Annotated in this window: 17 protein-coding genes; 7 read left to right on the top strand and 10 right to left on the bottom strand. The window is 32.6% G+C overall.

Annotated features, from left to right (window positions below; genetic code table 11):
- Window positions 1-11: 11 nt before the first annotated feature.
- The 6 genes from M0Q24_RS05490 to gyrA form a co-directional block, all read right to left on the bottom strand.
- A complete protein-coding gene (locus M0Q24_RS05490) occupies window positions 12-530 on the bottom strand; it encodes a YqhA family protein (RefSeq protein ID WP_295048224.1) in 519 nt (172 codons plus the stop codon).
- A 1-nt stretch (window position 531) separates the two neighbouring features.
- A complete protein-coding gene (locus tag M0Q24_RS05495; RefSeq protein ID WP_295048227.1) occupies window positions 532-1,563 on the bottom strand; it encodes an aspartate-semialdehyde dehydrogenase in 1,032 nt (343 codons plus the stop codon).
- 11 nt (window positions 1,564-1,574) lie between these two features.
- Entirely contained in the window at window positions 1,575-2,717 is a 1,143-nt protein-coding gene (locus M0Q24_RS05500) for a sigma-54 dependent transcriptional regulator (RefSeq protein WP_295048229.1), read from the bottom strand.
- A 21-nt stretch (window positions 2,718-2,738) separates the two neighbouring features.
- Entirely contained in the window at window positions 2,739-3,152 is a 414-nt protein-coding gene (locus M0Q24_RS05505) for a hypothetical protein (protein ID WP_295048231.1), read from the bottom strand.
- Window positions 3,101-3,688 carry an LPP20 family lipoprotein gene (locus M0Q24_RS05510; protein ID WP_295048233.1) on the bottom strand — a complete coding sequence of 196 codons (588 nt, stop codon included), beginning with the start codon at window positions 3,686-3,688 and terminating at the stop codon, window positions 3,101-3,103. Before M0Q24_RS05510 ends, M0Q24_RS05505 begins: the two co-directional genes overlap by 52 nt.
- A gap of 66 nt (window positions 3,689-3,754) precedes the next feature.
- The gene (gene gyrA, locus M0Q24_RS05515) at window positions 3,755-6,244 is read right to left on the bottom strand and encodes a DNA gyrase subunit A (protein ID WP_295048235.1); all 2,490 of its coding nucleotides are present in this window, start codon (window positions 6,242-6,244) and stop codon (window positions 3,755-3,757) included.
- 334 nt (window positions 6,245-6,578) lie between these two features.
- On the opposite strand from gyrA, the gene M0Q24_RS05520 reads away from it, so the two are divergent.
- Both M0Q24_RS05520 and M0Q24_RS05525 read left to right on the top strand, forming a co-directional pair.
- Window positions 6,579-6,917 (top strand): P-II family nitrogen regulator, encoded by a 339-nt coding sequence (locus tag M0Q24_RS05520; RefSeq protein ID WP_295048237.1) that lies wholly within the window; start codon window positions 6,579-6,581, stop codon window positions 6,915-6,917.
- A gap of 77 nt (window positions 6,918-6,994) precedes the next feature.
- Window positions 6,995-7,867: a patatin-like phospholipase family protein gene (locus tag M0Q24_RS05525; RefSeq protein ID WP_295048239.1), complete on the top strand. Its 873-nt coding sequence runs from the start codon at window positions 6,995-6,997 to the stop codon at window positions 7,865-7,867.
- A gap of 16 nt (window positions 7,868-7,883) precedes the next feature.
- Here the strand turns inward: M0Q24_RS05525 and M0Q24_RS05530 are convergent, their stop codons facing one another.
- Entirely contained in the window at window positions 7,884-8,321 is a 438-nt protein-coding gene (locus M0Q24_RS05530; protein ID WP_295048241.1) for a nucleoside deaminase, read from the bottom strand.
- Window positions 8,322-8,487: 166 nt separating this feature from the next.
- Here M0Q24_RS05530 and M0Q24_RS05535 point away from each other — a divergent pair, with 166 nt between their 5' ends.
- Both M0Q24_RS05535 and M0Q24_RS05540 read left to right on the top strand, forming a co-directional pair.
- Window positions 8,488-9,414, top strand: a complete 927-nt coding sequence (locus tag M0Q24_RS05535; protein WP_295048243.1) for a diguanylate cyclase — start codon at window positions 8,488-8,490, stop codon at window positions 9,412-9,414.
- A gap of 4 nt (window positions 9,415-9,418) precedes the next feature.
- A complete protein-coding gene (locus M0Q24_RS05540) occupies window positions 9,419-13,120 on the top strand; it encodes a PAS domain-containing protein (protein WP_295048246.1) in 3,702 nt (1,233 codons plus the stop codon).
- A gap of 22 nt (window positions 13,121-13,142) precedes the next feature.
- On the opposite strand, the gene gdhA is transcribed toward M0Q24_RS05540, so the two are convergent.
- On the bottom strand, window positions 13,143-14,495 hold the full coding sequence (gene gdhA / locus M0Q24_RS05545; protein WP_295048248.1) for an NADP-specific glutamate dehydrogenase: 1,353 nt from the start codon (window positions 14,493-14,495) through the stop codon (window positions 13,143-13,145).
- A 169-nt stretch (window positions 14,496-14,664) separates the two neighbouring features.
- A complete protein-coding gene (locus M0Q24_RS05550) occupies window positions 14,665-15,411 on the bottom strand; it encodes a response regulator transcription factor (RefSeq protein ID WP_295048250.1) in 747 nt (248 codons plus the stop codon).
- A gap of 217 nt (window positions 15,412-15,628) precedes the next feature.
- Between M0Q24_RS05550 and thiS the strand changes: the two genes are divergently transcribed.
- Entirely contained in the window at window positions 15,629-15,829 is a 201-nt protein-coding gene (gene thiS, locus M0Q24_RS05555) for a sulfur carrier protein ThiS (RefSeq protein ID WP_295048252.1), read from the top strand.
- Here thiS and acpS read toward each other — a convergent pair.
- Window positions 15,806-16,171, bottom strand: coding sequence for a holo-ACP synthase (gene acpS / locus M0Q24_RS05560; RefSeq protein WP_295048254.1), 366 nt, complete (start codon window positions 16,169-16,171; stop codon window positions 15,806-15,808). The two genes, thiS and acpS, sit on opposite strands and share 24 nt — an antisense overlap.
- Window positions 16,172-16,316: 145 nt before the next feature.
- Between acpS and M0Q24_RS05565 the strand changes: the two genes are divergently transcribed.
- A complete protein-coding gene (locus tag M0Q24_RS05565) occupies window positions 16,317-18,188 on the top strand; it encodes a GGDEF domain-containing protein (protein ID WP_295048256.1) in 1,872 nt (623 codons plus the stop codon).
- Window positions 18,189-18,287: 99 nt separating this feature from the next.
- The gene (locus tag M0Q24_RS05570) at window positions 18,288-19,430 is read left to right on the top strand and encodes a methyl-accepting chemotaxis protein (protein WP_295048258.1); all 1,143 of its coding nucleotides are present in this window, start codon (window positions 18,288-18,290) and stop codon (window positions 19,428-19,430) included.
- Window positions 19,431-19,657 lie beyond the last annotated feature (227 nt).

The raw sequence follows: 19,657 nt of genomic DNA on the forward strand, positions 1-19,657 counted from the left end.
TTATCTTAAAACTAATGCTTTTTTCCTACTTTTGATAAAAAGTACAAACCCACTGCTACTGCAGTGATTGATAGTGCTAGGTAGAATAGATCCAGTGCACCTTCATATTTAGTGTACCCAACTTTTTGAAAAAATCCAACCACAAGTACCATTACTATGACTTTTGAGATCTTGTCTTTTAACTGATCTAGTGAATCAATAGCTAGAACTTTATTTTCAGCGTTTGCTTCACACTTTGCTGCATCTATATCTGAGATGAAAAGCTCATAAACACCAAATGAAAATATAAGCATAACTATACCAATAAGATATAAATCAACAGCACCAATTATCCCGCCAACTACATCTTCATGAAATTTATCTGGATGAGCACCTGTTGTATAAGTTGCAAAAACATACTTAGCAGTAGAGTAGATATCAACACTCGCCACCGCAAATAAAATAACAGCACCAACAAGACCAAAAATAACAGCTAGTAAGACTATAAATCTTGTGCTCCATAGAGTACTTTCAAAGAGTCTCTCAAACATACTACTTAGATTCCATTTCTATCCACTTTTGAGCTATACGAACAGCGTTTGTAGCAGCTCCAACTCTTAGGTTATCAGCAACAACAAAGAGGTGAATGATGTTTTTTGCAAAGTTATCAGCTCGTATGCGACCTACAAAAGTTTCATTTTTATCAACACAAGTTGCAGGCATTGGGTAAAGGCTTTCATTAGGCTCATCTACAATAACTATGTTTGGAGCTTTTTGTAAAATATCTTTAGCCATCTTTGCATCTACATCTTTAGCAAATGTAAGAGTAAGCGCTTCAGCGTGACCACGAAGAGTAGGTACACGAACACAAGTAGCACTTAGTGGAACTTCTCTATGTAAGATTTTACTAGTCTCATTTACCATTTTCATCTCTTCTTTTGTGTAACCATTATCCATGAAAACGTCTATTTGCGGGATAACATTTAGAGCTATTTGATGTGCAAAACACTTATGCTCTGCATCATCTAGATTAAAAGCAAAAAATGCTTGCATTTGAGATACTAACTCTTCCATTGCTTCTTTTCCAGCACCAGAAGTAGCTTGGTATGTACTTGCATCTACTCTTGTTAGACCATATGCGTCATCTAAGGGTTTTAAAACTTGTAGCATTTGAATAGTTGAGCAGTTAGGATTTGCAATGATTCCTTTTACTCTCCACTTTGCAATATCTTCTGGATTTACTTCAGGAATGACTAAAGGAATATCTGCGTCCATTCTAAAGTGAGAAGTGTTGTCAATAACTACTGCACCCGCACGGACTGCATCTTGTGCATATTTAGCACTTACACTTCCACCAGCTGAAAAAAGTGCTATTTCTATCTCTTCTTCTTCAAAGATATCACTTGTAAGTTCTTTTATAACTATAGGTTTTGAGTTAAACTCAACTCTGTTTCCAGCACTTCTACTACTTGCTAGTGGTACTAATTTGTTTAATGGAAAATCAAGTTCTTGAAGAACTCTTAGAATTTCTTCTCCAACTGCGCCATTTGCGCCAACTACTGCTACATTGTATTTTTTAGACATTATTTCTCCTGTTATTGTATTTTATTTTGTAAAAAAAGTTCATCTGCTTTTATGATGTTTGATTCACTAAGAATAACTGCGCGCTCTATGACCGATAAAAGTTCTCTAATATTTCCTGGCCAAGCGTATGATAAGAGTTGTTCTTTTGCATCATCACTTAGTGTTTTTGTATCAAATGAGTACTTTTTACAGTTAATCTCTATCATCGCATCTGCAATATCTAAGATCTCATCTTTTCTCTGGTTTAATGGTGGAATATTTAAGGGAATTGTGTTTAATCTATAGTAGAGATCTTCTCTAAACTCACCATCTTTTATCTTTTGCGTTAAGTTTGCATTTGTAGCTGAGACAACACGAATATCTATCTTAATACTCTTTGATGATCCTAATCTTCTTACCTCTTTTTCTTGCAAAGCACGAAGAAGTTTTGCTTGAAGGGAGTAGGGCATTTCTGCTATTTCATCTAAAAAAAGTGTTCCACCTTGTGCTAACTCAAACTGCCCAGCTTTTGCCTCAGACGCATCAGTAAAAGCACCTTTTTCAAAACCAAAAAGTTCACTCTCTATAAGATTCTCAGGAATAGCTGCCATATTTATTGCAACAAATGGACCTTTTGCACGAGGTGAATTTTTGTGGATATAATCCGCAAAAACTTCTTTACCAACACCACTTTGACCAAGTAAAAGAATGCTAGCATCAGTTTTACAAGCTTTGTTTGCTATTTTTAAAACCTCTTCTAAAGCAGGCGAATTTCCTAAAAATCCACTAGAGTCTTTTTTTGCTTTAGGAACTTTTTTTTGTACTTTTTGGATTTTATCTTCTCTTTTTATAGCCGCAACTAAAGTATCAACATCAAATGGTTTTAATAAAAAATCTTTAACACCTAACTGTATAGATTCTATAGCTCGGGAGAGTGTTGCATTTCCAGTCATGATAATGACTTCATATTTACCATTTAACTCTTTTACAAACTCAATACCATCCATTTTAGGCATATTAATATCTGTGATAATTAAATCAAATGAAGAATCTAGCTTTTTAAGAGCATCTATTGCATTTTTAAATGTGATGATCTCAAATTCTTTATAATCGCTCATCGCAATTTCTAAAGATTTTCTCATATTAATATCGTCTTCAACTATTGCAATTTTCACAAAAATGTCCTATTACGAGCCCTATTTTAAAGGTGCAATTCTAGCGAAATTATCATTAAAATCGACTTTGAAGCAAGTAGTTTTGAGTGTTAGTATCGTTGTGGATCTATTTATATGATTTGTAGTTTTCTCTTTATGTTCAACACTTAGACCAAGTTTGTGAATAAAATCTATAAACTCTTGAGAGTTTTTTTCGATAGTTTCTTTTAAATCATTATTTTTGTAGCTTGTTAGAGTAAGTGATTTTTGTGGTTTTCCTAAACACTTCTGCATGGAGTTTGAGATGTAAAGTTCTTCATTATATAGAGTTGCATCTTTTATTACATAACGATAGGAAATAAGAAACTCTTTTGCCTCTAAGAGTACAAAAGAGTTAAGGAGGATTAGTAAGAAAATTGTGCGTGTGAGAGAACGATTTCCATCTCTACTTCGCATAGACCCTCTTTAAAAGTTGTCTCAACGACATTTGCATTTCTAACCATTGCTTTTACTGATGTTCGAATAGTAGATCTTTTAACCATCATATTTTTGATTAAGTCTTGACCATCTATACGGACGCCTTTTACCTTTTCAGCTATAAGTCTATAAGCATCTGCTGTTGCAGCCCTTTTTGCAAGTGCGTATGCTTGTGCTGGAGAACTTGTGTTCATTGGCGCTACACCTTGTCCAACTACGCTGATTCTTATATCTAAGTCCTCTTTTAAAACCTGTTCTTCTTTTGGTTCTTCTTTGGTCTGTTTTATCTTACTAACAGTTGACTCCATAGAAGCAAGTTTTCTTTCTACTGAGTTGACTTTTGTATCCATATCTGAAACTTGTGTTTCTACACTAGTTACTTTAGTATCGATATCTAAGACTTGAGTCTCGATAGAGTTTATCTTGTCATAATCACCTATTGTTTGAGCTGATTTTGGTGTATTTGCTACTAAAGCACAAGCACTAAGCGCTATTAAAAGTAGAGAATATTTCATAGTCTATCCCTTTTTGTTAGACACTAAAAAAAGTGTCTTTGAATTATAAGTCAATCTTAGCAACAACTATTCCACATCTAGTATGTTGATTGGAGTCATATCGTCTTCTTCGTCTTCTTCATCAGGTTTTTTAGGACATCTTGAAACACTTGCAACATCATCACCTTTTACTATATATACGCCAGATGTGTTTCTACTTGATTTTGAGATTGTTTGCATATCAACTCTTATCATCTTGCCAGCAACTGTGAGTGCCATCATGTCCATGGTCTCATCTACCATCAGACAACCAACTACATGTTTACCAGTTTTAGAAGTCATCTTCATAGCAATAACACCAGAACCACCTCGATTTGTTAGGCGATACTCACCTGCAGAAGTTCGTTTACCAATACCTTTTTCAGAGACTACTAAAATCTCTTGCTCGTCATTTGCAATGATGTTAGCATCTATAACTTCATCATCTTCATGTTTAAATTTGATACCTCTAACTCCACGAGTGCTACGACCTTGCTCACGAATTTTCTCTATATCAAATTTTATACATTGAGCTAGTTTCGTAACTATAAATAAGTATTTTATATCTTGATCTGCTATTTTAGCAGTGATTAGTGCATCATCTTCATCTAAAACGATAGCTCTTACACCATTACTTCTAATGTTTGAGAATTCACTTAAATTTGTTCTCTTTACAACACCTTTTTGCGTAAAGAAAACTAAGCCTTTTTCTTCGCTAAAGTCTGTTGTTGGAATGATAGAACAGATTCTTTCATCTGCTATTAGGTTAAGTAAATTTACTACTGCCTTACCTTTTGCTATTCTACTTCCTTCTGGAATCTTATATACTTTCAACCAGTGAAGTTGACCACGATCTGTTACAAAAAGAAGTGTGTCATGAGTATTACAAGTGAAAAATCTTTCTATAAAGTCATCTTCATAAGTAGTTATGGCAGTCTTGCCTTTACCACCTCTTTTTTGTTTTTCATACTGAGCTAGTGGTACTCTTTTTATATATCCTCTATGAGTGATAGTTACAACCATCGGCTCATTTGGAATGAGATCTTCTATGTCTATGTCATCATAATCATCTTCTATCTCTGTTCTTCTTTTGTTTGAACCATAGATCTCGAGAACTTCATCAAACTCTTCGCCTATAATACCATGAAGAACCTCTTCGCTTTTTAGGATTGACTCTAGGTACTCTATGAGTTTCATAAGTTCAGCTAGTTCATTTTCAATCTTTTCAATCTCTAGACCAGTTAAACGACCAAGTCTCATAGCTACGATGCTAGCAGCTTGGATCTCAGAGAAATCAAACTCGCTTACAAGGTTATTCTTAGCATCTTCTTCATTTTGTGAAGCGCGGATAACACGAATAACATCATCGATGATATCGATAGCTTTTTTGAGACCTTCTAAGATATGCGCTCTAGCTTTTGCTTTTTCAAGGTCAAAAATAGTACGACGGATGATAACTGTTTTACGGTGATTTATAAAGTGTTTTAGTATATCAATGATGCCAAAAATTCTAGGCTCTTGATTTAATATAGACAGCATAATGATACCAAAAGTAGTCTGCATGCTAGTTTGTTTAAAAAGATTGTTTAGAACAATCTCACTCATTGCATCTCTCTTTAGTTCTATCACGACTCTCATACCATCGCGGTCTGATTCATCGCGAACTTCAGAGACTCCTTCTATCATCTTGTCTTTTACTAGGTTTGCTATATTTTCTATAAGTCTAGCTTTATTTACTTGGTATGGAAGTTCATCGATGATAATAACTTCTTTTTTAGCTTTTTGTTCTATATGAGTTTTAGCACGAACCTTGATGCGACCGCGACCAGTCTCATATGCATCCATAATACCTTTTTTACCAAAGATGATACCACCAGTTGGAAAGTCAGGAGCTTTTATATGTTGCATAATATCAGTTAGTGATATATTAGGATCAGCAAGTAGTGCTTTTAATCCTGTTAAGATCTCTCTAGGGTTATGTGGAGGGATATTTGTTGCCATACCAACAGCTATACCTGAAGATCCGTTTATTAGTAAGTTTGGAACACGAGTTGGCATAACATCTGGCTCTTTTGTAGTGCCATCATAGTTATCTATCATGTTTACAGTGTTTTTTTCTAAATCTTTTAGAAGTTCACCAGCATACTTTGTCATTCTAGCTTCAGTATAACGCATCGCAGCAGCGTTGTCTCCGTCTATTGAACCGAAGTTTCCTTGACCATCTACTAGTTGCATTCTCATAGAGAAGTCTTGAGCCATACGAACTAGTGCATCATAAACAGCAGTGTCACCGTGAGGATGGTACTGACCTATAACATCACCAACTATACGTGCAGACTTTTTAAACTTTGAGCCATGAGAGAGGCTAAGTTTGTCCATCGCATAAAGAATCCTTCTGTGAACAGGTTTAAGCCCATCACGAACATCTGGTAGGGCACGACCAACAATTACGCTCATGGAATAATCGAGGTAACTATTTTGAAGAGTCTCTTCTATGTTTATCGTTTGTACTTCATCATTGTTTAGCAAATTGCTCATATATAACACCTAATCTTGAAAAATAAAATATGTTGATAATATCTAAACCACTCTTAAGATATGCGTAAATATGGTTAAAAAAATATAATAATATTAAAATGAGTTGATGTGAAACTATATAAATGCAAAATTGCTTATTGTTGACTCTAGTATTTTTTTAAACATTTAATTTACTTAATATACTCTTTAAAGCATAGTTGGTATAATTCAAAACTTTATAAAACTGCTTTTTTATTGTTGATTGTTGCAATTTACGCACATAATAAACTCTACCTAGGTAGAGATAAAAGATGTATAAAGTATTAAATATATATGAAGCCTTAGGAGATTATTTATGAAAAAAATTGAAGCAGTTATAAAACCATTTAAGTTAGAAGATGTAAAAGATGCCTTAGCCGAGATAGGTATTACAGGTATGACGGTTATAGAAGTTAAAGGTTATGGACGCCAAAAGGGTCATAGTGAACTTTATCGAGGGGCTGAGTATGTTGTGGATTTTTTACCGAAAATAAAAATAGAGATGATAGTAGAAGATGAAAGTGTAGAAGAAGTGACTAAAACTATTATTCAAGCGGCTAAAACTGGAAAAATAGGTGATGGGAAAATATTTGTTAGCGATATAGAAAAAATTATAAGAATTAGAACTGGTGAAATAGATGGCGAAGCTATTTAATAAATATACAAAAAAGAGATTTTTCTCTTTTTTAAAAGTTTGATAAGATTGTTTTGCATAAAAATGAGTGAGCATAGATGAGTAAAAAAAGTATATCTTTAGTTTTGGGTAGTGGTGGTGCTAGAGGTTTGGCACATATTGGCGTTATAAGATGGCTTGAAGAAAATGATTTTGAGATTAAGTCTATCTCTGGTTGTTCTATGGGGGCTCTAATTGGCGGATTTTATGCAGCTGGCAAGTTAGATAACTATGTTGAGTGGATAAAAAATATTGATATTTTAGATATGTTAAAACTATTAGATTTCAAAGGCTCTGGTGGTTTTGTATCAGGAGAGGCTCTTATGAAAAAGATGGAGGAATTAGCCGGTAATCCTCTCATAGAAGATCTAGACATAAAATTTACTGCAGTAGCTACAAATATAGATGAAGAAAAGGAGGTTTGGATAAATGAAGGGCGACTATTAGAAGCCATACGAGCATCTATCTCTTTACCACTTTTTTTTACACCATATTCTAGAAATGGAAGTCTCTTAGTTGATGGAGCTGTTTTAAATCCAGTTCCAATTGCACCTAGTTTTAATGACTCAACTGATTTGACCATAGCTGTCAATTTAAGTGGGGAAGCTCTAGCTGAGTCACCAATCAAAAAAGAAAAAGAAGATTCTTATTTTTCTAAAAAGATAAAAAAGTATATGAGTAAGATATCTATACCTGATTCTATAGCTAAAGAAGATGGTATGTATGTAGTAGCAAATAAATCTTTTGAGACGATGCAAGGAAGCATCGCTCGAATGAAGTTAGCCGCATATCCACCAGATATAGAGATAAAAATACCTAGAAATTTATGCAGTATGTTTGAGTTTACAAGGTCAAAAGAGATTATAGAATATGGCTATAAAGTAACAAAAGAGACTTTGGAAAAACATGAAGCTTTGAGTTTAAAAGTATAAATATAAAGAGTAGAAACTACTCTCCTATATCTTCATTCCAAAGTTCAGGATTTGTTTTTATGAAGTCTTGCATCAGATCATAACACTCTTGATTATCCAAAATTTCAACATTGACACCCTGTGAACGTAAATGAACTTCAGGACCTTGAAATGTTTTGTTTTCGCCAATGATAACATTAGTGATCTTATATAAAAGTGCTGCTCCGCTACACATATTGCAAGGCGAGAGGGTAGAGTAGAGTGTTGCTTTTTTGTATTGTGATGCTGATAATCTTCCCGCATTTTCAAGACAGTCCATTTCTGCATGAAGAATTGCACTAGAGTTTTGCACTCTTTTGTTATGTCCGCGACCTACAATTTCTCCATCTATAACAAGAACTGAACCTATTGGAATCCCACCCTCAGTGAGACTTTTTTTTGCTTCTTCTATGGCAACTTGTAAAAACTTATTCATCTTAAATATCCTTTATTCTTATAGTTGTTGAAGAATTGTACTACAAAAATACTAAGATTGTTTTATCTTTTATTTATTAGTCAAATGTTATAATGGGAGACTTTACATGTACTTTTTGCTTTTATATTAATTAAGAAAAAAGTCTTAAACCAGAGGAATATAAATAGTGAATAACATAAGTATAAATAAAAAGCCAACTGTTTTGTTAGTTGATGATATGACAACAAACTTATTGCTTTTAAACGATTTGTTAAAAGAAGAGTACGAAGTTAAAGTTGCCAAAAATGGAAAAAAAGCTATTGAAATAGCACTTGGTGACAATCAGGTTGATTTGATACTTTTAGACATAATGATGCCAAAAATGGATGGTTATGAAGTTTGTAAAGTGCTAAAGAATAACGATCAAACTAAAAATATTCCTATCATTTTTGTGACGGCAAAAGATGGTGAAGAAGATGAAGAGTATGGCTTAAACTTAGGCGCTATAGACTATATAACTAAGCCTTTTAAAAAAACTATTGTAAAGTTAAGGGTAAGAAACCATATTGAGTTAAAACTTAAAAGTGACATACTCGAAGAGCTGTCTATGTATGATGGCTTGACTCATATTCCAAATAGAAGATATTTTGATGAGATGTTTGATAGGCGATATAAAGATGCTATGCGACAAAATGAAGATCTAACAATAGTGATGATAGATATTGACTTTTTTAAACTCTATAATGATAATTATGGACATGGAAAAGGCGACGAGGCACTTAGAAAAGTAGCTATGGCTCTAAAAGATACGCTAAAGAGACCAAGCGATTTTATAGCAAGATATGGTGGAGAGGAATTTATCGCAATAATAAACAATTTACCACAAAACAACATTCCAATTGTCGCCAATGAACTTTTAAATGCAGTGAAGAATTTAAACATAGAACATCTATACTCAAAAGTACAAAATAAAATTACTATTAGCCTAGGAATTTTTCACAAAACAAAAGATTTAAACATAGAAAAAGATAAGATTTTAGCATCTGCTGATGAGCTTTTATATAAAGCAAAAAATAGTGGTAGAGATAGATTTTGCTCAAACAGTGAGGCTTAAGTACATGGAAAATAAATTTAAAGCTATGCTCAATGCTCAACATAATATGGTTTTGGTGACTAAGGGTGGCGAAAAACTTATAGAAGCAAACCAAGTGTTTTTTGACTTTTTTGGTTATAAAAATATAAAAGAATTTATGAGTCATAATAGTTGTGTTTGTGAGTATTTTATCGAAGAAAAAGGCTACTTAAAGAGCAATATGGGAAGCTTGAATTGGGTAGAATATATCTTAAGCAATCCAAAAGAAAATCATCTTGCTAAGATAAAAAAAGATAAGCATATAATTACTTTCAAAGTTTTTGCTCAAGAGATAACAGAACAATTTTTTGGTAAAAATGAAGTAGTTGTGACTTTTATAGATATAACTCAAGAGTTAGAACAAGAAAAACTCTTAATAGAAAATACAAACCTAAAACAAGCGCTCTTAGATAATGGTGCAGTAGCTATCTTTTTAGCATCCTCGCAAAGAAAAATTCTTGAGGTAAACTCAAGAGCTTGTGAGATGTTTGGCTTTAACAAAGATGAACTAGTGGGTGCAAGTTTTGAGATCATACATTCATCTTCAAATACTTTTAGAAATTTTTCAAGTGAGTATAAAAAATTAACAGATTCAAATATAACAAATATAGAGTATGAATTTAAAACTAAAGATAACAATCTTATTTGGTGCGAAGTTTTTGGAAGACCATTGGATAAAGATGACTTAAACAAAGGCATCATTTGGAGTTTGATAGATATAACGCAGAGGAAAAAGGTACAAAACGAACTAGAGTTAGAGAGAAGACTTTTTTCTGGCGGTCCTGTAGTTGTTATTGAATGGGAGCCAAGTGAGGAATGGCCAATTAACTATATCTCTCAAAATTCTAGATCTGTTTTAGGCTTTTCAAAAGAAGAGATGATGAGTGAAGACTTTGTTTTTTTAGATCTAATTCATAAAGATGATGTATCAAGAGTGGCTAAAGAAGTAAATAATTATATATCAAATGGTGCAAATGTTTATGAGCAATCATATCGTTTAAAATTAAAGTGTGGCGAATACAGATGGTTTTATGATTTTACACAGCTTATAAGAGATGCGAATAACGAAGTTGTAGCTATTCGCGGATATATTTTTGATCAAACGCAACTTAAAGAAACAAAACAGCTTCTTTATAATGAAAAGCAAAGATTAGAAAATATCATAGAAGGCACGAATGTTGGTACTTGGGAATATAATATTCAAACAGCTGAGTTAGATATTAATGAGAGATGGGCTAGTATGATAGGTTACGGCATAAGTGAACTCTCTCCTGTAAACATCGATACTTGGTATAAGTTGACTCACCCTGATGACCTAATAGAGAGTAAAAAAAAGTTAAAAGATTGTTTTGATAAAAAAAGTGATTTTTATGAATCTAAATGTAGAATGAAACACAAAGACGGTCGCTGGGTTTGGATTCTTACTAGAGCAAAAGTTACAGAGTGGGATGGAGATAATAGAGCTCTTAGAATGGCTGGAACTCATAGCTATATAGATGATGAAGAGAAGCTAAAACAAGAAGTACTACAACACAAAGAGATGCTACAAGAGCTATTTGATAATATGAAGAGTGGAGTAGCTATATATGAAGCCTACAATGATGGAGAGGACTTTATATTTAAAGATATAAATAAAGCATCTCTGATTATGGATAACATAAAAAAAGAGGATGTGATAGGAAAGAGAGTGACTGAAGTTTTTCCTATGGTTAAGCAAATGGGTCTTTTTGATATATTTAAGAAAGTATATGAAACAGGTCTCTCAGAGTATCATCCTATATCTTTATATAATGATGATAATCTTAGTGCTTATAGAGAAAACTTTGTTTATAGAATTTCTACTAAAGAAATAGTTGCTATATATAACGATGAAACTCAAAGAGTCTTAGACAAGATAGAACTTGAAAAAAGTACTAAAAAAGCAGAACTAGCGAATGAAGCAAAGAGTCAATTTTTAGCAAATATGAGCCATGAGATAAGAACTCCAATGAATGCTATTTTAGGTTTGAGTGAGCTTATGCAAGATACAGTCTTAGATGAAAAGCAACAGGATTTACTATCAAAGATAAACGGGTCCTCAAAAATGCTTCTTGGGATTATAAATGATATTTTAGATTATTCTAAGATAGAAGCAGGGCGCATGAAAATTGAACTAGAAGCCTTTGAATTAGAAAATATATTTATGAGGCTTCGTGTGATATTTAGCGATAGTTTTGAAAAGAAAGGGCTGGATCTTCACTTTTTAAGTAAAGACGATGTTCCTAGCGTTATCGTTTCTGATGAACTTAGGATCTCACAAGCTTTGACTAATTTTTTAAGTAACGCCTATAAGTTTACATCAAAAGGTAGCATAAAAGTTTCTGTAGAATTAAAACAAAAAATCAGCCCAATAAAAGCACTTCTTTGTTTTAGTGTTGAAGATGAGGGCATTGGGATGAGCCAAGAGCAACTTCAAAAACTCTTTAAAGCTTTTGTTCAAGCTGATGATTCAACAACAAGAAAGTATGGTGGAACCGGACTAGGACTTGTAATCTCAAAAAAGATTGTAGAAGCGATGGGAGGAAGAGTTGAAGTTGATAGTAAAGAGGGCGCTGGAAGTAAGTTTAGCTTTGAGGTAGACGTTGAGGTAAAAGAGTGGAAAGAAGATTTTAATAAAAAAGATAAAAACTTTAAAGCTGTAGTTTTTGAAGATATTTTAAAAAATCATGAAAAAATTTTACCAGATCTACGTGGACTAAAAATTTTGCTTGTTGAAGACAATGAAGTAAATCAAGAAGTTGCAACTATGATGCTCCAAAGAGTAGGTATAGAGGTCTTTGTTGTTAAAAATGGACAAGAAGCACTAGAAGAATACAAAGAGCATCAAGGTGAGTATGATCTGATCCTTATGGATATGCAGATGCCAATTATGGGTGGAGAAGAAGCAACAAAGCTTATAAGAGAGTTTGACAAAGTTATACCTATTGTAGCATTAACGGCAGCCTCAACTATAGAAGATAGACAAAAGGCACTAGAAGCAGATATGAATGAACATCTATCAAAGCCAATTGACTCTCATAAACTCTACTCTATGATTCAAGAGTTTTGTAAAGATAAGATAGCAAATAATTATAGTGAAATTGTGATCTTAGACAGAGATTTTCTACAAAATTCCATCGGCTCAGAAAAACTATCCCAAAGACTCTTTATTAAGTTTAAAGAACAGCTAGAGAGTGAGTTTAAAGATCTAGTTATGAGACTAAAATCAAATGATACAGAAGCAAAAGTGGCTATTCATGCACTAAAAGGAGTGAGTGGAAGTTTAGGGGCTAAGGCGCTTAGTCAGATCTGTAAAAAGATAGAAGAATCGTTTGACTATGGGATAAAGAGTAGTGATATAAAAAGCCTTGAGACAATAATGAGCAAAACTAAAAATGAATTAATTAACTTAATAGAAAAAAAAAAAGAGATAGAGCAAAGTAGCATAAAAAGTATACAAGAGTGTAAAGAAGAGCTGGTAAAATTACAAGAGTTGCTATCCAATTCATCTATAGTAGAGGATATCTTTTTTACCAATATCTATATTTTTCTAAAAGATAAAATAGCACAAGAGAGATTAGAAGAGTTAAAGGAAAGCATTGAAGATCTAGAGCATGACGGAGCTATGAAAATTATAGATAATTTATTAGAGGAGATCTCAACTCTATAAGAGTTTGAGATCTATTTTTAGACTAAACTAAACCTTGTTCTATCATAGCATCAGCTACTTTTTTAAAGCCTGCAATGTTTGCACCTAAAACTAAGTTTGTAGGTTCTCCAAACTCAGCAGCAGTTTGACTAGCACTTACATAAATGTTTTTCATGATTTGAGCTAATCTTTCATCTACTTCTTCAAAGGTCCAGTTTACCATAGATGCATTTTGTGCCATCTCTAGCTGACTAGTTGAGACTCCACCAGCATTCGCAGCCTTACCAGGACCATAACAGATTTTAGACTCTACAAAAAGATCAACTGCTTCAGTAGTAGAAGGCATATTTGCACCTTCACTAACACAAAAACAGCCATTATCAAGAAGATTTTTAGCATCGTTTAGATTTAACTCATTTTGTGTGGCACTTGGAAATGCTGCATAACACTCAATGTTGTAAACACCATTACATCCATCTGGATACTCTTCTGATGGAGTGTATTTTGCATTTGGTCTATACTTTACATATTCGGTAAGTCTCTGTCTGTTAGTTTCTTTTAGCTCTTTTAAAAGCTTTAAATCGATTCCTTCTTTATCGTAAATCATGCCATTTGAATCACTACAAGTTACAGGAATTGCGCCTAAGTGGTAGAGTTTTTCTATAGTATAAATAGCAACATTTCCACTTCCTGAGACTACACATCTCTTCCCTTCAAGGCTCTCACCTCTATCTTCTAGCATATACTTTGCAAAATAGACTGTGCCATAACCAGTAGCTTCAGTTCTAGCTAGTGAACCACCCCAGTTTAGAGATTTTCCAGTTAATACTCCCTCATATTTGTTAGCAAGTTTTTTGTACATTCCAAACATATAGCCTATTTCTCTAGCGCCAACACCAATATCCCCAGCAGGAACATCAGTATTTGCACCAATATGTCTAAATAATTCACTCATAAATGCTTGACAAAATCTCATAACTTCGTTGTCTGACTTACCTTTAGGGTCAAAGTCACTTCCACCTTTGCCACCACCGATCTGAAGACCGGTTAGGGCATTTTTAAAAATCTGCTCGAAGCCTAAAAACTTAATGACTCCCGCAGTTACACTTGGGTGAAATCTTAGTCCACCTTTGTAAGGTCCAAGTGCCGAGTTAAATTCTATACGATAGCCTTTGTTTACTTGGATTTCGCCATTATCATCAACCCAGTTAACACGAAAAAATATTTGTCTCTCTGGTTCGACAATTCTTTCTATAATTTTGTGTTTTCTATATTTTGGGTATTTAATCATTAAAGGTCGTAGTGATTCTACTACCTCTTCTGCGGCTTGATAAAACTCTTTTTGATAAGGGCTTGATCTCTTTAAGTATTCAAAAACTTCTTTAACATATGGCATTTTTATTCCTTTGTAATAAAATGAGTAAAGATATTACTCTAAAAATATTTAAGAAGATGTAAATGTAGCGTAATATAGGCGATATTTTAAGAATTTAGTAGTATTTAGGTAGAGGATTATTTTAATATGTGTTAAATTATTGTCCTTTAAATCAAGAGTAGTGCAACTACTACTCTTGATTTAAAGCTATGATTCTATACCCAACTCCATAGATGCTCTCTAGAGAGTTTGTAGGTAGTTTTTTTCTAAGTTTTGAGACTAGTTTTCTAATGTTTTGAATATCTAAGTTCTCTTGAACTTCTTCATATTTTTTTGCTATATCTTCATTTGAGTAAATTTTACCAATCTTACTACTTAATAGTTGCATAAAAATTATCTCATACTTTGTTAAGTAAACCATTTTGCCATTTTCAAAAAGAGAGCTATTTACTTTATCAAAAATAACATTAGCACTTAATTGAATTTTTGGAGATACTAACTGTTTTGTAGCTGGAGTTTGATGAGCTTTTTTTGAGCTGTTTAACAAGGCTCTTAATAGCTCTTGATAGTCTATAGGTTTTTTAACAAATTGTTCAATTCCTAAATTTATAAGTGGGAGAAGATATTTTGTATCATCATGAGCTGATAAAATAATAAGAAGTTGAGAAGGATTTATCTCATAGATCTGAGAGGTTAGCTCAACTCCATTTATATTTGGCATCTGAATATCGCTTAGGACTATATCGTAGTAACTGGAAGTCTCTTCTTGGTACTCTTTATATTTTAATAAAGCACTTTTTCCATCGCTTACACTATCTACTCTTTGAAAAAAATTCTTGAGTATTTCAGTTGTACTTTGCCTTAAGTCGTCATGATCCTCAGCAAATAATATAGATAGATTCTTAGTATACTTTAGTATCTCTTTGGAATTTAGCATTTTAATATCCAGTTTAAAGTTAGTTTAGAAGCTACTAGTATATCTTTTATTGAATCATATTTCAATAAATTACGACACTATTTTAATAATTAAAAACAATAGTAATTATTGTGTTACTAATTGTTGTTGTTATATTGATTATAGCATTTAGTTCTAGTACGCGAATGATGTTATAATTTAGTTCCAAGATACATAAATATATGAAAAAGAGTAATAAATGAAAATAATAATAAATGGAAATGAAAAAGAGTTTAAAGTTGGAGCTACTCTGCAAGAGGTACTAAGAGATCTGTCTTTAGAAGGTAAAGTAATGGCAGCGGCACTAAATATGGAAATAGTTAAACAAGATAAGTGGGAGAGTTGTGTACTAAAAGACTCAGATAAGCTAGAATTATTAGACTTTGTGGGTGGAGGTTGATTCTATAGCAACAACTGCAATAGCATACTCGCCATCATGAGTGATAGAAAGAGAAGTATCTTTTATGTGAAATGCATCGATTAATTTTTGGGAGAGCTCTAGCTTTGGCGCTCCTCTTTGTGTTTTAAAGATGCTTATATCCTTAAATGAGCAATCTTGTCCTATACCTACTCCAAGAGCCTTTGAGAGAGCCTCTTTTGCAGCCCAAAAACCAGCAGCAGTTTTATGGTTTGAAACGAGCTCAATCTCAGAGGGTGATAAAAATCTCTCAAGTGCTTTTTGTCCAAATTTTTCGACAAGCTTTTGCATCCGAGAAATCTTTATAAGATCAATTCCAATCATTTAAAACCCTCAAGATAAATTATTTGTGATTATAGCATATTGGAGTTTTACTAAAAATCTAAATCAGCCAGATAAACTAAACTTAAACTTACATACTAAGTCTATATGATATAAATAGTAAGATAATAAGAAGGGATCTAAAAAAATGTCTCAAAAAAATTTTAAAAAACTCTTTACAATATATTTTATTATATTTGGAACTTTAATCTCTATTTTTAGTGGAATCATTGCTTATAACATTCAACTAAACAGTTTTAAAGATGAGCTAGATTCTAAAGCAGATGAAATTATGATTATAAAGAAGTTTCTTATACTAAAAGAAGAAGTTGATAATCTCGATAACATCGTAAAGAGTCTCTCAAATAGCACTACATTAAGAGAATTTGTTAAGCATAAAGACATAGATGAGCTCTTAAGAGTTGAAGATATGTTCTTAACTATCACAAATATGAACAGAGATGTTATGCAGTTAAGATATATAGATAAAAATGGAATGGAAATTATCAGAATAAACAAACGTAATCGCTCTGATGAAGCGATTTTGATAGCTAGAGATAAACTTCAAAATAAAGCTAGTAGGGATTACTTTCAAATTGTATCTGCGATGAAAGATAAAAAAGTTTGGTACTCTAAGTTTGACTTAAATATTGAGCATGGGAAAGTAGAGATACCGTACAAACCAACCATAAGAATTGCCATACCGCTTTTTGATGACTCTCAAAGGTTTGAGGGGATGCTAATGGTAAATCTGCTTACAAAAAATCTACTTGACTCTATTAGCAACTCTTCAACTTTTGAACATTTTATAGTAGATAAAGATGGAAACTATATAGTTCATCCAGATAGTAGATACTCTTTTAATAAATATACAGGAGTCCGAAGAACAATTACAAAAGACTTTCCCAAAAATGCTTCAAATATACTTTCAAAACAAGAATCATTTAATAATAGCTATGTATATAAACTAAACGATATTATAAAAAATGAAGATGAAGCACTCTTGATACTTAAACCTAAAAAAGAGTATCAAGAACAATTTTTAAAAGATAGAATACTCTCTACGGTTTATATTATTCTACTGAGCATGTTAGCGAGTATTTTTATGGCTTTTTTTGCTTCAAAAAAACCATCAGAACTACAGAGGGCTCTCTTCCTAGCACACAGAGAGTTAAAAAGATTTGCGTCTATTTTAGATAAGTATGTAGTTAGTGCAAGAGTTAAAAGAGATAGCACTATAGCTGAAGTTAGTAGTGCTTTTGAAGTTGCAAGTGGCTACTCAAAAGAAGAACTTGTTGGACAACCTATGAACATTATAAGGCATGAAGATACTCCTCTATTACTCTACACTGAGCTTTGGAAGAATGTGTTAAGTGATAAAGCTTGGGATGGAGAGATTAAAAACAAAAAGAAAGATGGAACAGAATTTTGGTTAGAGCAACACATCGTGGCTGTTAAGGACGAGCAAGGAGAAGTAGAATCATTTTTATCAGTTAGCCAAGATATTACACTTAAAAAAGAGTTAGAAATCTTATCTTCCATAGATAAGCTAACAGGCATTTTAAACAGAAGAAAGCTTGATGAGTTTTTAGATTATGAAGTAGAAATAGCAAAAAGACATAAACATGACTTATCATTAATTATAGTTGATATAGATCATTTTAAAGATGTAAATGATACTCATGGGCATCAGGTTGGAGATTTAGTATTGTTTGAAATTACTAAAATGATAACAAATCTTGTTAGAAAATCTGACATTTTTGGAAGATTTGGAGGCGAAGAGTTTTTAATAATCTGCCCACACACAACACAAGAAGAGGCTTTTGTTTTATCTCAAAAGTTAAAAGAGGAAGTCTCAAGCTACCATTTTAACAAAGTTGGCTATAAAACTATAAGCTTAGGAATCGCACAATTAACAGATGATGATGACGCGCAAAGTCTCGTTAAAAAAGCGGATATAGCACTATATGAAGCTAAAAATACTGGAAGAGATAAGGCTGTTATATATAGTATTTCATAAACAAAACTTGTAAAATATATTTGGAGTTGATAGGTGTCAAGCTTACGTTTTTAAAATCATACTAAAATTGTCTTATTTAGAAATAAGTAGGATAATATTATGAAATCACTCTTCTTAAGAATGCGCTTTGTCCATATTAGTGCATTTATTCTTTTACCTATCAACGCATTTTTCTTTACCCAGAGTATTGTTGGAGCCACAGTTCAGTATATAATTGCCGTCATTTTAATCATCCATGACATTGATGAGAAAAAATGGGGAGTTGATCTTAGTCGCAAAATAAATAGCTCTTTAGAATCTATGGATCTCTCAAAAGAGATAGATATAGATACTCGTTTTAATTCTGAATCTTCAACTATGTTAAACGCAGTTATGTTTTTTAAAAATAAAATAAAAACTGCAATTTTTGGATTTCAAGAGCAATCAAAAACACATGATGAAATCTCTTCAAAACTTCAAGATATTGTCTCTTTTTTAAATGCACAAACTCAAAAAGAGAGAAAAATAATAGAAGCGAGTACAAAAAATGTAAACAATATGAGTCTAATTTTTGAAGATATAAATGAGAGTGCACAACTAAGTAAAGAGGAGATGCAACAGATTGATAGTTATCTAGGAGATACCCAAATAAATATAATATCTCTTGGACAAAAGATACAAAGTAGTGTGGAAAAAGAGACTTATCTATCTTGTGAGTTAAATCGGCTTAGTGCAGATGCACATAAAACAAAAAATGTTCTTAGTGTTATCGATGATATAGCTGATCAAACAAATCTTCTAGCACTTAATGCCGCGATTGAAGCAGCCCGTGCAGGAGAACATGGGAGAGGCTTTGCTGTAGTTGCAGATGAAGTAAGAATATTGGCTGAAAAAACTCAAACAAGCTTAGGTGAAATAAACATAATTATAACTGCCGTTGTACATTCAATTGAAGAGATAAGTATTCAAATGAATAACAATGCAAAAGAGATTTGTGAACTAGAAAATGTATCTAGTTCAGCAAATGAAGTTATAAAAAAGCTCATCACGGTTTCTGGTAAAAATATAAAGTTATCAAATAACATAGCTAAAAAATCTTTAGAAGTAAAAGAAGAAACTAAAGAAGTTATGGAGTCGTCTAAGCAGATTGAAATTATCTTTAATGAGAACTCTCAACAAATAGAAGAAGTAAGAAAAATCGCAAATACACTTCAAAGTTGGGGTATTAGTTTAAGAGAAAAACTAAATGAATTTAAAATTTGAAAAAGATAAACCACAACAAAACAGATAGAAAATTTTATATAGTTTAGAATTACATTTAATTATCTATGTGCTACAATATTACAATACCAAGAAAAGGAGTGAGAGTGTAAAATAAACTGTGTAAACCCACCTTCTATCTCTAAATTACTTAGTGTATTTTGACACAATTTCGCTGAAAAAGATACTAAGTTGAGGATAAATCTCATACCAATTTCTAATGCTGTTAG

Origin of the sequence: Sulfurimonas sp., from assembly GCF_023228785.1 — a bacterium.
In the GTDB taxonomy this organism is placed as follows: domain Bacteria; phylum Campylobacterota; class Campylobacteria; order Campylobacterales; family Sulfurimonadaceae; genus Sulfurimonas.